The sequence below is a fragment of the Chromobacterium sp. HL1 genome, from assembly GCF_057418835.1.
In genome coordinates, this window is sequence record NZ_CP162399.1 from 327,580 (window position 1) to 340,949 (window position 13,370).

10 protein-coding genes and 2 pseudogenes are annotated in these 13,370 nt (G+C 62.5%); 7 read left to right on the forward strand and 5 right to left on the reverse strand.

From position 1 onward, the window contains the following. Nucleotide 1: 1 nt before the first annotated feature. Entirely contained in the window at nt 2–1,357 is a 1,356-nt protein-coding gene (locus AB1Z25_RS01650) for an aldehyde dehydrogenase family protein (protein WP_486636451.1), read from the reverse strand. Nucleotides 1,358–1,575: 218 nt separating this feature from the next. On the opposite strand from AB1Z25_RS01650, the pseudogene AB1Z25_RS01655 reads away from it, so the two are divergent. From AB1Z25_RS01655 to AB1Z25_RS01670, 4 genes and pseudogenes are all read left to right on the forward strand, one after another. Then, nucleotides 1,576–2,307 (forward strand): annotated as a pseudogene (locus AB1Z25_RS01655) (methionine ABC transporter ATP-binding protein); the annotation flags it as partial. 45 nt (nt 2,308–2,352) lie between these two features. Further along, nucleotides 2,353–2,586, forward strand: a complete 234-nt coding sequence (locus AB1Z25_RS01660) for an NIL domain-containing protein (protein WP_449727710.1) — start codon at nt 2,353–2,355, stop codon at nt 2,584–2,586. After that, nucleotides 2,586–3,263, forward strand: a complete 678-nt coding sequence (locus tag AB1Z25_RS01665) for a methionine ABC transporter permease (RefSeq protein WP_235084762.1) — start codon at nt 2,586–2,588, stop codon at nt 3,261–3,263. The genes AB1Z25_RS01660 and AB1Z25_RS01665 overlap by 1 nt, the downstream gene beginning before the upstream one ends. A gap of 218 nt (nt 3,264–3,481) precedes the next feature. Further along, the gene (locus AB1Z25_RS01670) at nt 3,482–4,276 is read left to right on the forward strand and encodes a MetQ/NlpA family ABC transporter substrate-binding protein (protein ID WP_486636452.1); all 795 of its coding nucleotides are present in this window, start codon (nt 3,482–3,484) and stop codon (nt 4,274–4,276) included. Nucleotides 4,277–4,369: 93 nt separating this feature from the next. Here AB1Z25_RS01670 and AB1Z25_RS01675 read toward each other — a convergent pair whose 3' ends face one another. Further along, on the reverse strand, nt 4,370–5,551 hold the full coding sequence (locus AB1Z25_RS01675) for an NAD(P)H-dependent flavin oxidoreductase (RefSeq protein ID WP_486636453.1): 1,182 nt from the start codon (nt 5,549–5,551) through the stop codon (nt 4,370–4,372). A gap of 411 nt (nt 5,552–5,962) precedes the next feature. Here AB1Z25_RS01675 and AB1Z25_RS01680 point away from each other — a divergent pair, with 411 nt between their 5' ends. After that, nucleotides 5,963–6,628 (forward strand): acyl-homoserine-lactone synthase, encoded by a 666-nt coding sequence (locus AB1Z25_RS01680; RefSeq protein WP_158274208.1) that lies wholly within the window; start codon nt 5,963–5,965, stop codon nt 6,626–6,628. Nucleotides 6,629–6,644: 16 nt separating this feature from the next. On the opposite strand, the gene AB1Z25_RS01685 is transcribed toward AB1Z25_RS01680, so the two are convergent. The 3 genes and pseudogenes from AB1Z25_RS01685 to AB1Z25_RS01695 all read right to left on the reverse strand — a co-directional run bounded on the left by AB1Z25_RS01685 (nt 6,645) and on the right by AB1Z25_RS01695 (nt 10,487). After that, entirely contained in the window at nt 6,645–7,442 is a 798-nt protein-coding gene (locus AB1Z25_RS01685) for a LuxR family transcriptional regulator (RefSeq protein ID WP_107797968.1), read from the reverse strand. A 278-nt stretch (nt 7,443–7,720) separates the two neighbouring features. Then, nucleotides 7,721–8,428: an anaerobic ribonucleoside-triphosphate reductase activating protein gene (locus AB1Z25_RS01690; RefSeq protein ID WP_107797969.1), complete on the reverse strand. Its 708-nt coding sequence runs from the start codon at nt 8,426–8,428 to the stop codon at nt 7,721–7,723. After that, nucleotides 8,409–10,487, reverse strand: a pseudogene (locus tag AB1Z25_RS01695) (ribonucleoside triphosphate reductase). Before AB1Z25_RS01695 ends, AB1Z25_RS01690 begins: the two are co-directional and overlap by 20 nt. Nucleotides 10,488–10,938: 451 nt before the next feature. Here AB1Z25_RS01695 and AB1Z25_RS01700 point away from each other — a divergent pair. Together AB1Z25_RS01700 and AB1Z25_RS01705 are read left to right on the forward strand one after the other, a co-directional pair. Next, nucleotides 10,939–11,904 carry a LysR family transcriptional regulator gene (locus tag AB1Z25_RS01700; RefSeq protein WP_048413744.1) on the forward strand — a complete coding sequence of 322 codons (966 nt, stop codon included), beginning with the start codon at nt 10,939–10,941 and terminating at the stop codon, nt 11,902–11,904. A gap of 173 nt (nt 11,905–12,077) precedes the next feature. Then, complete coding sequence (locus AB1Z25_RS01705; protein ID WP_227106630.1) at nt 12,078–13,370, forward strand: NAD(P)/FAD-dependent oxidoreductase; 1,293 nt, start codon at nt 12,078–12,080, stop codon at nt 13,368–13,370.

Sequence of the window (13,370 nt, forward strand, 5' to 3'; positions counted from 1 at the left end):
CTTATTTCTGCCAGTAGGTCTTGACGTTGACGAACTCGTACAGGCCGAACTCGGACAGCTCGCGGCCATAGCCCGAGGATTTGACGCCGCCGAAAGGCAGGCGCAGGTCCGAGCTGGTATGGCGGTTGATGAAGACGCTGCCGGCTTCGATCTGCCGCGCCAGCGTCCAGGCGCGTTCCTTGTCCGCGCTGTAAATGCTGGCGCCCAGGCCGAAGGGGGTGTCGTTGGCCAGCCGCAGCGCGTCGGCCTCGTCGCGCGCGCGCAAAATGCTGGCCACCGGGCCGAACACTTCCTCGTGGTAGACGCGACAGTCCGGATTGACCCGGTCCAGCACCGTGGCCGGATAGAAGAAGCCGGGGCTGGCCGGCATCTGCCCGCCCAGCCGCAGTTCCGCGCCGTGGGCGACGGCGTCCAGCACCTGGGCGTGCAGCGCTTCGCGCAGGTCGGCGCGGGTCAGCGGCGACAAAGTGGTGGCCGGGTGGCGCGGATCGCCGGCGCGCAGCTTGGCGGCTTCGGCGCAGAAGGCCTCGATGAAGGCGTCGGCGATTTCCGGCGCCACGATCATGCGCTTGGCGGCGTTGCAGCTCTGGCCGGCGTCGCGGAAACGGGAATTGGCGGCGTCCTGGGCCGCGGCGGCGACATCGGCGTCGGCCAGCACGATGAAGGGATTGCTGCCGCCCAACTCCAGCACGGTCTTTTTCAGATGGCGGCCGGCCAGCGCCGCGATGGCGCGCCCGGTCTGGGTGGAGCCGGTGAAGGCCACCGCGTCGCACTGGCGGACGGCTTCTTCCACTTGATCATGGTCGATCCAGGCCACGTCCAGCACCGCCAGGCCGGCGGCGCGCGCCAGCTCCAGCAGGCTTTGGGTGGATTGCGGCACCGAAGGCGCCGGCTTGACCAGGCAGGCGTTGCCGGCCATCAGCGCCGGCACCGCGAAGCGCAGCACCTGCCAGATCGGATAATTCCACGGCATCACCGCCAGCACCGTGCCCAGCGGTTCGAAGGCCACGCCGCTGCGGCTGGCCTGGGTGGGAATCTCCAGCGAGGCCAGCAGCTCCGGCGCCAGTTGGGCGTAGTAGCGGATCAACTGGGCGGATTTGTCGATTTCCGCCAGACATTCCGCGGTGCGCTTGCCCACTTCCAGCGTGACCAGGCCGGCCAGTTCTTCGCGATGGGCCTGCAGTTGGTCGGCCAGACGCAGCAGTTGCGCGGCGCGCTCGGCCACGCTCAGCTCGCGCCAATGGCGCTGGGCCTGGCGCAGCTGCGCCAGGGCGGCGGGCAGTTGGGATTCCGGCCAGGCGGCGCGGGTGTAGACGACTTCTCCTGTGGCGGGGTTGCAGCTGGTAAAGGCGGTCATGACGTGCTGTATTCGGTTGGCAAGCAAAGACACAATGTAGCAAAAATCCCCGGGGACGGGGGTGAGCGGGGTCAATTCCGCGGCGATTTCTCCTTATATTTCTAATTTGAATAAATGATTAAATTTATAGTTCTTTAGGTTTTATGTGACTTGCTTATAGACTGATTCGCAATCGCCAGGCAGTGGCGTTGACGGACGGCGGGATTCAGAGGCAAGGCATGATTGAAATAGAGAACTTATACAAGCATTACCGGGTGGACGGCCGCGACGTGCCGGCGCTGGACAATGTCAGCCTGCGCGTGGCCAAGGGCGAGGTGTTCGGCATCATCGGCCGCTCCGGCGCGGGCAAGAGCACCCTGGTGCGCTGCCTGAACCTGCTGGAACGTCCGGACCGCGGCGCGGTGCGCCTGGGCGACACCGATCTGACCGCGCTGGACGGCCGGCAATTGCAATTGCGCCGTCAGCGCATCGGCATGGTGTTTCAGCATTTCAATTTGCTGAAGTCGCGCACCGTGGCCGCCAATGTGCGTTTTCCGCTGGAGCTGGCCGGCGGCGCGTCCGCGGCCGAGATGGACGCCCGCGTTGAAGAACTGCTGGCCTTGGTGGGCCTGGCCGGCCACCGCGACAAATACCCGGCGCAGCTGTCCGGCGGCCAGAAGCAGCGCGTCGGCATCGCCCGCGCGCTGGCCAATCACCCGGAATTATTGCTGTGCGACGAGGCGACCTCGGCGCTGGATCCGGAAACCACGGATTCCATTCTGACCTTGCTGGCCGACATCAACCGTCAGCTGGGGCTGACCATTGTGCTGATCACCCATGAAATGCGCGTGATCCGCCAGCTGTGCGATCAGGTGGCGGTGCTGGAGCACGGCCGCGTGGTGGAGCAGGGGCCGGTGCTGGACGTGTTCCTGCATCCGCAGCACGAGGTGACCCGCGGCCTGCTGGCGGAAACCGGGCTGTATCAAGAAGAGGCGCGCCAGACTTGGCAGCAGCGCGTGGGCGCGCCGCTGATCAAGCTGACCTTCGTTGGCGATCCCACCTTGCAGCCGGTGCTGGACGTGGTGGGCAAGCAGGCGGGCGCTCGCTTCAATCTGGTCAGCGGCACGCTGTCCGAGATCAAGGGCACGCCGTTCGGCCAATTGGTGGCCGGCGTGATCGAATCGGAGGCCCCGCTGGAGAGCCTGCCCGAGTTATTCGCCCGTCTGGGCGTGCGTTGCGAGGTGCTGTGATGGAAGGTTTCGACTGGGCCCAATTATTGAGCATGGACTGGCTGGAGATAGGCCAGGCCACGCTGGACACCTTGACCATGCTGGGCGCCTCACTGCTGTTCACCGTGCTGTTCGGCCTGCCGCTGGGCGTGGTGCTGTACGTCAGCTCGCCGGGGCAATTGCTGTCGCGGCCGCGCCTGTACGCGACGCTGTCCTTCCTGGTGAATGTGTTCCGCTCCTTGCCCTTTGTGATTCTGCTGATCGTGATGATCCCGCTGACCTTGAAGCTGGTGGGCACCTCGATCGGCGTGGCCGGCGCGATTCCGCCGCTGGTGGCCGGCGCTTCGCCCTTCTTCGCGCGGCTGGTGGAAAACGTGCTGCGCGAAGTGGACCGCGGAGTGATAGAAGCCAGCCAATCCATGGGCGCCAGCCTGTGGCAGATCGTGCGCCATGTCTTGCTGCCCGAGGCCTTGCCCGGCCTGGTGGGCGCGGCGACGGTGACCACGGTGGCGCTGGTGTCCTACACCGCGATGTCCGGCGTCATCGGCGGCGGCGGCCTGGGAGACTTGGCGGTGCGCTACGGCTACCAGCGCTTCCAGACCGAGGTGATGGTGGTGACCGTGGTGTTGCTGCTGTTGCTGGTGCAGTTGATCCAGAGTTTCGGCGACCGGCTGGTGCTGCGCTGTCAACGCGGCTGAGAACCTGTTCACGATCTGCTGCGCGTCGGCGATACGGCGTTGAAAAAGGCTTCGAAATGCTCATGTACCACGCGTACATTCCGCTTTCTCAGCCGCAACGCCTTGTCTCGCCTGAGTTCGCGAGATCGTGAGTTGGCTCTGAGCGCCCGGCGCTGCGGCTGCATCGGAAACCCAAGAGATTTGAACCCAACATTGTGTTGAATAGAGGAAATCGCATCATGAAAAAGAATATCGCTCGCTTCGCCTTTACCGCCGTCGCCGCGCTGTGGGGCGCGCAGGCGCTGGCCGCCGACCTGGTGACCGTCACCGTGGCCGCGTCTCCGGTGCCGCACGCGGAAATCCTGGAAGCCTTGAAGCCCACCCTGGCCAAGCAAGGGGTCAAGCTGGAGGTGAAGGTGTTCAACGACTACGTGCAGCCCAATCTGCAAGTGTCCGAGAAGCGTCTGGACGCCAACTTCTTCCAGCACATCCCCTATCTGGACAAGTTCAACAAGGACCGCGGCACCAAGCTGGTCGTGGCCAGCAAGCCGGTGCACATCGAGCCGTTCGGCGCTTATTCCAGCAAGTTCAAGAAAGTGGCTGACTTGCCCAAGGGCGCGACCGTGGCCATTCCCAACGATCCGACCAACGCCGGCCGCGCCCTGCTGCTGCTGGACCAGGGCGGCGTGATCAAGCTGAAGGACCGCAACAATCTGTATCCGACGGTGAAGGACATCGCGGCCAACGCCAAGCAGGTGAAGATCAAGGAACTGGAAGCCGCCACGCTGCCGCGCGTGCTGCCGCAGGTGGATCTGGCGCTGATCAACGCCAACTACGCCTTGGAAGCCAAGCTCAATCCCAAGCGCGACGCGCTGTTCATCGAGACCACTTCGCCGTACGCCAACCTGCTGGTGGCGCGCGCCGACAACAAGGACAGCGTCGGCGTGAAGAAGCTGGCCGCCGCGCTGGCCAGCCCGGAAGCGCGCAAGTTCATCGAGAGCAAGTATCAGGGCGCGGTGATCCCCGCTTTCTGAGCCTCTTGTTTAGGAGGCGCCCGGCATGCCTGGGTTTGAACGACAAAGCCCCGCAGAGCGGGGCTTTGTCTTGTCGGCGTCTTCAGCGCCGGCTCATGACGCGGCGAGATCGGCCGGCTTCTCCCCGGTCAGGAAGTAGCGGATGGTTTCGCTGACGCTGCGCATCGAACTGCCGAAGGGCAGCGGATCGGCGCCGCGGAAGAACAGGCCCTTACCCACTTCGCCGCGGAAAGCGGCCGCCAGTTTGAGGTCGATGCAGAACTGACCCATCTTGGCCACGCCGTCGCGCAGGCCGCAGGCGCTCAGGCAGTTGAGGCTTTGGGTGCAGCGCGCCGGATCGGCCTTGGCGTTGGCCTGCAGCTTGGCCTCGCGTTTCAGATAGCTTTTCAGGAAGGGCGTCAGTACGCCGCGTGCCGGCAGGCCGGCCACGCTCATGAATTCCGCGATGTCTTCCGGCTTGGCCTCGGCCAGCGTGCGCTTGAAGTTGTCGTGCGCGTCGCCCTCGCGGGTGACGGCGAAGGCGGTGCCTATCTGCACCGCGGACGCGCCGAAGTCCTGGATGCAGGCCTTCATCTTTTCGAAGCTGTTGACGCCGCCGGCGACGATCAGCGGAATCCGCTCGCTCTCCAGTTGCAGGCTTTTGAACAGCTGGCGGGTGTCGTCCAGCACTTTCTGGAAGCTGAAGCGCTCGGCGTCCAGTTCGGCGAGGCTGGCCGCGCCCAGATGGCCGCCGGCGTGCTTGGGATGCTCGATCACGATGGCGTCCGGCAGCCGTCCCTTTTTCATCCAGCGCTTGAGCACGATGCCGATGCCGCGCGCCTCGGACAGGATGGGAATCAAGGCCACCTTGGGAAAGGCCGCGGTCATGTCCGGCAGATCCAGCGGCAGGCCGGCGCCCATCACCACCGCGTCGGCGCCGGATTCGCAAGCCTGGCGGACATAGTCCGGATAGGAGGCCACGGCCTTCATCACATTGACCGCCACCATGCCGCGGCCCTGGGCGTAGCACAGCGCGCCCTTCACTTCGCGATCCAGCGCGATCAGGTTGAGGCGGTCCAGCTCGGCCTGGCCGCGCGCGTATTGCGACTGCTCGACCAGATCGGCGTGCAGATGACGCAGGTCGACGCTGGCGACCGTGCCCAGCGCGCCTTCGCGCGCGACATGGCCGGCCAGGCTTTTGGCTGAGACGCCTATGCCCATGCCGCCCTGCACGATGGGAAGCAGGACGCGTTGTCCTATCTGCAAGGGAGCGTAGAGCGGGAAATTTGTGGTCATTTAGCAACGATGCCGGGGCGGATGAATAAAAGGCGATCTTAGGCATGGCGGCCTTAAGAGTCTTTGCTCTAGAGCAAAAAACTAAGGATGGCTCGCTTTTTAACTCGGAAAAACTATTGACGCTTCAATGACTTGAGCGCTTGCCTCTGCCGGGTATGGCACGCAAACTTTTGATTTTAGTGAGGATATTTTTAGCTAAGCCATTGTGATGTGTTCAAATATGTCTTTGGTATTTTTTGTGAAAAGAAATCGCGCGGCGAAAGTCCCGGCAAATCCAGGGTAAAGACTTTTTGCCATCGTTGGCCTTAGCACATTCCTAAAAATCAGCTCCTGTCCATTTGGTCAGATTTCCCGGTTCAGTCCTGCTCTTACAGTGCCCGTGCCGGTAACTTGATGATTGGAGAAAATAAAATGGCTCATTTCTTTCCACTGGAGTTGGATGGCTTGCAGATGGAGAAGGTCAACGCGACGTCTTATGAAATTGATTTGCTGAAGTTCCGCCACCAGGTGTTTCGCGTGCAACTGGGTTGGGTGCCACCGCGGCCGGACGGCCTGGACCTGGATGATTACGACGCGTTCTCCGACAATCTGGCGGTGATTGCGCAGCAGCAAGTGGTGGGGTCGGCGCGTTTCACGCCAGGCGATCAGCCCTTCATGATCGAGCGGGAGTTTGCCCGTTTGCTGGCGCCTGGGGAGCGCATCCGCAAAGGCGCGGGTTGTGGGGAAATCACTCGCTTCGCGGTGGGCAAGACGATTTCCGGCCGTGAGACGAGAGCGATTGCGCGCTTGTTGTATCTGAGCTTATGGGAGTGGTCGCGCGCCAACGAGGTGCGCTGGCTTTATTTCGTGGTGGAGCCGTCTTTTTATCGGCATCTGTCCCGAATGGGGTTTCCGATACAGCCGGTGGGCGTGCCAAGACCGCTGGACGGCGGAGTGATGTCGGTTGCGGGCTGCTTTGACTGGGAGCAGGCTGATCCGGAGTTCATCAAGTCGCTGCGACGGGAAGTCGCTGCGCCAAGAGAGTGCGTCCGTTCCTGGTTGGAATACGACCGTGCGCATGCTCCCGCGTGGGCTTAAGCTGGCCGGCCCGCAGCTAATCGCTGACCTGGAGTCCGGGAGGCGGCAACAAGTGCATGCCCAGCACGATGGCGTGAGTGCGATTGTTGGCGTTCAGCTTGCGGATGACGTTGGCGACGTGGAACTTCACCGTTCGTTCGCTGATGTCCAGGATGGTGGCGATTTCCCAATTGGTCTTGCCGCGGCTCATCCAGTGGAAAATATCGTATTCACGCTGCGATAGCGGCATGGAACTGGGTGTGGCCGGGGCCAGATTGGCGATGCGCACCGCAGCCTGGTGCAAGTGGGGCGTCAGACATTCCAGCATGGCGACCAGATTGGGGTCGGAGCTGGCGTCTTTGCCGCTGACGGAGAAAATGCAACCCAGATTATTGCGTTTGGAGGCGGCGCTGAAGGTGACGCCGCTTTCCAATCCTACGGTGGCGGCCTCGGCGATGAACTTGCGTTCTTCCTTGCCCTTGGCACGGCTGAAGCGCTCTTGCCACTGCACCGGTCCGCTGCCCAGATGGATCTTCAAGATGGGATCGTGCTGGGCGTAGTTTTCCTCCATGTAATGCTTCAGCCATTCCGTGGGATAGCTGACATTCAAGACCCGCTCCAGCCGCTGAATCTGCTGGTGCTGGTTGATGCGACCCAGCGCCAGCACCATGTGCTCGGAAGGCGCCTGGCTGAGCAACATGTCCAGAAACCCCCTGAGCTCGGCTTCGGTTTCGATTTGTCCGGCAAGGTGAATCCATTCCAGCAACGTCCATTGCTGACTCGCGGACAAGCCGCTGGGCAGCGGCCGTGCTATCGCGGAATTTGAGATGACCATGAGCAAATCTTTCTTGATCTTGTGGTTTTACGCTGCTGGATAGTAGCCCACATGCAAAAGGCATGGGAAGCGCTAACTCCTTGTTCTGGTGCCAAGAACAGCGACTGTTGCATTCGTCGCCGACATTATAACAAATTGCCTGTCCAAAAATCCGTAAGTAGAAATAATTATATTGATCAATGACTTATTTGGTGCTATTTGGCGGGGGACAAACTAGGCGGGAAGTTGGGGCGTCATAAGGATGGCGCCGGGACAAGCTTGGAAAACTGGACCTTCTGTCAGTGTTCCCGATAACTGAAGCGCTGGAACAAAGGCGCGATCTCTTCTATCAGTTGCGGCGCGGGCCAGCCGGCGGGGGCCGGAGGCAGGGCGAAGGAGGGCGGCGGACGCAGTTGCTGCCAGTGATAGTCGGCGACGCCCAGCGCCGCCAGCCGCCGCGCCAGCGCGGCCAGTTGGATCTCATTGTGCCAGTGCGGATGTATGCTGCTGCGACATTCAAAATTGCTGTTGTTTTGCAACAAACAGTGCAGCGAGGCCTCGGTCTGCTCGCCGCTGCGGGGCAAGCCGGTCAGCGCCGGATAGGCGCCGAAATCGGTCTTGATGTCCAGGCCGACCCAATCCAGCAACGGCAGAACCCGCCGCAAGCGCTGCGGGTACGCGCCGCCGGTATGCAGGCCGGTGGCGAAGCCCAGCGCCCGGGTCTGTTCCAGCAGCGCCGGCAGCGCCGGCTCCTGCAGCGGTTCGCCGCCGGAGAACACCACGCCGTCGAGCAGGCCGACCCGGCTTTGCAGCCAGCGCAGGGTGTCCGGCCAGCGGGTTTCGCCGTTTTGGCGCCGCAGCAGGTGGGGATTGTGGCAATAGCCGCAACGCCAGGGGCAGCCGGCTAGGAAGACCACCGCGCACAGTTTGCCCGGCCAGTCGCAGCTGGAGAACGGCGTCAGCCCGCCGATGCGGGCTGCTGCGGGGTCAGCGGGCGGCGTGTTCACTGAAGCAGACCCGTTCGTCGAATTCTCCGCGTTTGCCGATATTGAAAGACTGCACCGGGCGGTGATAACCCATTACGCGGGTCCAGACTTCGCAGCGGGTGCGCTGTTCGTCGTTGAGCGGGGCGGCGTCTTGGCCGGGGATGCGGGTGGGGGGAGTCATGAGCTTTCCTTTCTTAAGGGCTTATGAAGGCTGGCGCGCCAGCAGTTCCGCGTCGCAGCGCGGGCAGAATTCGTGGTGACCGGACAGATAGCCGTGCTTGGGGCAGATCGAGAAGGTCGGGGTGACCGTGATATAGGGCAGGCGGAAGCGGGATAGCGAGCGGCGCACCAGTTCGCGGCAGGCGTCGGCGCTGCTGACCGCCTCGGTCATATAAAGGTGCAGCACGGTGCCGCCGGTGTATTTGCGCTGCAGCTGTTCCTGGCGCTGCAGGGCCTCGAAGGGGTCGTCGGTGAAGCCCACCGGCAGTTGGCTGGAGTTGGTGTAATAAGGATGGGCGTCGCTGCCGGCCTGCAGGATGCCAGGGTAGCGTTTGCGGTCTTCCTTGGCGAAGCGGTAGGTGGTGCCTTCCGCCGGGGTGGCTTCCAGGTTGTACAGGTGGCCGGTGCTTTCCTGGAACTCCACCATGCGCTGGCGGATGTGATCCAGGTAGTCGCAGGCCAGTTGGTGGCCTTCCTCGCTGGTGATGTCGATGCGGTCGCCGCTGAAGTTGCGGATCATTTCATTGATGCCGTTGACGCCTATGGTGCTGAAATGATTGCGCAGCGAGCCCAGGAAGTGACGGGTGTAGGGGTAGAGGCCGTCGTCTATCCGCGCTTGCACTTCGCCGCGTTTTTTCTCCAGCGCGTCGCGGGACAATTCCAGCAAGCGGTCGGTTTCGGCCAGCAGCGCGGCGTAGTCGCCGGCGAAGCGGTGGCCCAGACGCGCGCAATTGACGGTGATCACGCCGACGGAGCCGGTTTGTTCGGCGCTGCCGAACAGGCCGTTGCCGCGCTTGAGCAGTTCCCGCAAGTCCAATTGCAGCCGGCAGCACATACTGCGCACCATCTGCGGCTCCAGGTCGGAGTTCACGAAGTTCTGGAAATAGGGCAGACCGTATTTGGCGGTCATCTCGAACAAGAGATCGGTGTTTTCGCCGTGCCAGTCGAAGTCGCGGGTGATGTTGTAGGTGGGAATCGGGAAGGTGAAGGAGCGGCCTTTGGCGTCGCCGGCCAGCATCACTTCGATGTAGGCGCGGTTGATCATCGCCATTTCGCGCGCGCAATCGCCGTAGCGGAAGCTCATTTCCTCGCCGCCTATCACTGGAATCTGCTCGGCGATGTCGTCCGGGCAGGTCCAGTCGAAGGTCAGATTGGTGAACGGGGTCTGGGTGCCCCAGCGGCTGGGCACGTTGAGGTTGTAGATCAGTTCCTGGACGCACTGGCGCACGTCCGCGTAGCTCAGCCCGTCTTTTTTGACGAAGGGGGCCAGATAGGTGTCGAAGGAGCTGAAGGCCTGGGCGCCGGCCCACTCGTTTTGCAAGGTGCCGAGGAAGTTGACGATCTGGCCGCAGGCGGAGGACAAGTGGCGCGGCGGCGCGGATTCCACCTTGCCGGGAATGCCGTTGAAGCCATTTTGCAACAGGGTGCGCAGCGACCAGCCGGCGCAGTAGCCGGACAGCATGTCCAGATCGTGAATGTGCAGATCGCCCTGGCGGTGGGCGAGGGCGGCTTCCGGCGCCAGCACCCGCTCCAGCCAGTAATTGGCGGTGAGTTTGCCGGCGATGTTGAGAATCAGGCCGCCCAGGCTGTAGCCCTGATTGGCGTTGGCGTTGACCCGCCAGTCGGCCCGGTCCAGATATTCGTCGATCGCGGAGATGGCATCCACCATGGCGGTGGGCGCGGAGGCTGTGCTCATTTCTATATCTAGTGAAGTTGTCGAATGATTGCCACTATAAATTGTGTTTTGTGCGCTGTGTGGCTGAGGTGGCGATAACTTGACGCGGATCAAGCGAGGCGCTTTTGACGACGGCGAAGGCTGGATTCCGGGGCGAAAACCTGGCCATTGGGAGCGCAATGTCATGTTGTTTGCGACAGCGCATGACTTATGCTGGATTGGGGCCGGCTGTGGCGCTCAAGGGCGACGCGGGCGGGGCGGCGGCATATTGTTGCCAACTTGATGCTGTTTCATTGAGTCTGTTGCAACAAACTCATGGCATTCAGACCGAATCAGGTGCATACTTGGATTGCATAGAAAATAGGGCAATGTATTTTCAACTAAGCTGTAAAACTATATGACAAAGTGCGCTCCGCGAGCGGTGCAGTGGGGAAGCTGCGGTCGGTTCTGTTCCTGGCGTGGATTTGTCCATGAAGATGCATTCACAACAATTTGCAAGTTCTTCTTTAATCATCAAAGGGTATGGTGTACCCTTTTTAAAGAGATACTACTTAATAATGTTATCAGCATTGTCAAATCCAGGGCGTCCGTCCGGGCGTGAAGGGTAGGCGATGCCGAGCCTGGAACATCCCTGATTATGGACACCTTAAAAGCATTGATGGTCTTCATGACCACGGCGGAAAACGGCAGTTTCTCCGACGCCGCGCGCAAGCTGGGCGTATCGCCGGCCGCTATCAGCCAGAGCATCGCCCGGCTGGAGCAGGAACTGGAGGTTCGCCTGTTCAACCGCACCACGCGCCAATTGACGCTGACCGAGGACGGGCGCCGTTTCTACGCCCAGTGCCGCGGACCGGTGAACAATCTGGATTCGGCGATCAATCAGTTGAAAGCCAGCCGCGACGAGCCGGCCGGCCATCTGCGGGTCAGCATGCCGAACTCCTTTGGCCGGCGTTTCATCCTGCCCATCATGGGCGAGTTCTGCGAGCGCTATCCCAAGGTGCGGGTCTTCTTCGGCCTGGACGATCATTTCAGCGATCTGATCGAGGACGGCTACGATGTGGGCGTGCGTTCCGGCATGATGCCGGACAGCCGCATGGTGGCGCGCAATCTGGCGCAGATGCCGCTCTATGTGGTGGCTTCGCCCGGCTACTGGGATTTGCATGGCCGCCCGAGCGCGCCGGAGGAGTTGAGCAACCACGATTGCATCAACTTCCAGTTCCCCACGTCCGGCCGTCTGTTCAAGTGGGAGTTCGACCGCAAGGGCGAGCGGATTCCGCTGGAGGTCAACGGCACGTATACGCTGAACGAGATGGAGGCGGTGGCCGAGCTGGCGCGGCTGGGCATGGGCGTGGCCCAGTTGCCGGGCCATGAGGTGGTGCATCTGATCCGCTCCGGCGAACTGGAGCCGGTGCTGACCGATATGGTGTCGCTGGAGCGCTCTATCTACATCTGTTTCCCGCATCGCGACCACATCGCGCCGCGTACCCGGGTCTTCGTTGATTTCGTGGTGGAGAAGTTGGCCGACCATCCGGACATCATGGCGGACCTGCCGGGCCTGGACTTGAGCGCCAAGCGCAAGGCGGCCCAGAAAAACGCGATCTGATCCCGTCTCCGCCTGAACCCGAAGCCAGCGCTTGCGCTGGCTTTTTTCATGTCTTTTTGTCGCCGCGACCCATCCTTTCTCCCAGGTGTTGTTAAATATAATGAGCGCGTGTATTGTATTTTTATACCAATCATGAACGGACGCTCCGCGTTCGCTTCGCCAAGGAGACAGCCATGAACGCGCCGGCCAGACTGGAACACACGAGCTCTTATTACGCCGCATCCGCCCATCCGTCGCCGGAGCGTCCATCTTTGCAAGGGGCGGAGCAGGTGGACGTCTGTGTGATCGGCGCCGGCTATACCGGGGTGTCCGCGGCGCTGCATCTGGCGGAGCGCGGTTATCAGGTGGCGGTGCTGGAGGCGGCGCGGGTGGGCTGGGGCGCGTCGGGCCGCAACGGCGGGCAGATCGTCAACAGCTATAGCCGCGACATGGACGTGATCGAGCGGCGGCACGGCAGGGCGGCGGCCGAGGCGCTGGGCGCGATGGCTTTCGAAGGCGGCCGCATCATCCGCGAGCGCATTGCGCAATACGGCATTCAGTGCGATCTGAAAACCGGCAATGTGTTCGCCGCCTTCACTCAGAAGCAGCTGGACGAGCTGGCGGCCAAGAAGCGGCTGTGGGAGCGCTACGGCCATACCGGCCTGCAACTGGTGGACCGAGAGGGCATGCGCGGCATCGTGGCGTCGGACCAGTACGCCGGCGCCTTGTTGGACAATTGGGGCGGGCATATCCATCCGTTGAACCTGGTCTTGGGCGAGGCGGCGGCGCTGGAGTCGCTGGGCGGGCGGATTTTCGAGCAGTCGGCGGTTTTGAAGATTCATCCAGGCGGCCGGGTGCGAGTGGAGACCGCCGGCGGCGAGGTCAGTTGCCGCTTCCTAGTGGTGGCCGGCAACGCCTATCTGGGCGAGTTGCTGCCGGCGCTGGCGGAGAAGAGCCTGCCCTGCGGCACTCAGGTGGTGACCACCGAGCGTTTGCCGGAGGCGTTGGCCAAGAGCTTGCTGCCGGGCGACCACTGCGTCGAGGATTGCAACTTCCTGCTGGATTATTACCGGCTGACCGCCGACCACCGGCTGTTGTACGGCGGCGGCACCGTGTACGGCGCGCGCGATCCGGGCGAGGTGGAGCGGCTGATCCGCCCCAAGATGCTGAAAACCTTTCCGCAGTTGGCGGATTACAAGATCGAGTTCGGCTGGACCGGCAATTTCTCGCTGACCCTGTCGCGGCTGCCGCAGGCCGGGCGCATCGGCGACAATGTCTATTACTCTCAGGGTTGCAGCGGCCACGGCGTCACGTATACCCATTTGGCCGGTCGCTTGCTGGCGGAAGCCATCCACGGCGACAGCCGGCGCTTCGATCAATTCGCCGGTCTGCCGCACTATCCCTTCCCCGGCGGACGCGCGCTCCGCGTGCCGATGCTGAGCATGGGGGCGTGGTGGTACGGGCTCCGGGACCGTCTGGGGCTGTGA

Bases quoted from the DNA above. Each gene is read 5' to 3' on its own strand.
- AB1Z25_RS01680 (WP_158274208.1), top strand. From the start codon at position 5,963: ATGGCTCATTTCTTTCCACTGGAGTTGGATGGCTTGCAGATGGAGAAG.
- AB1Z25_RS01665 (WP_235084762.1), top strand. From the start codon at position 2,586: ATGGAAGGTTTCGACTGGGCCCAATTATTGAGCATGGACTGGCTGGAG.
- AB1Z25_RS01650 (WP_486636451.1), bottom strand. From the start codon at position 1,357: ATGACCGCCTTTACCAGCTGCAACCCCGCCACAGGAGAAGTCGTCTAC.
- AB1Z25_RS01675 (WP_486636453.1), bottom strand. From the start codon at position 5,551: ATGACCACAAATTTCCCGCTCTACGCTCCCTTGCAGATAGGACAACGC.
- AB1Z25_RS01705 (WP_227106630.1), top strand. From the start codon at position 12,078: ATGAACGCGCCGGCCAGACTGGAACACACGAGCTCTTATTACGCCGCA.
- AB1Z25_RS01700 (WP_048413744.1), top strand. From the start codon at position 10,939: ATGGACACCTTAAAAGCATTGATGGTCTTCATGACCACGGCGGAAAAC.
- AB1Z25_RS01670 (WP_486636452.1), top strand. From the start codon at position 3,482: ATGAAAAAGAATATCGCTCGCTTCGCCTTTACCGCCGTCGCCGCGCTG.
- AB1Z25_RS01685 (WP_107797968.1), bottom strand. From the start codon at position 7,442: ATGGTCATCTCAAATTCCGCGATAGCACGGCCGCTGCCCAGCGGCTTG.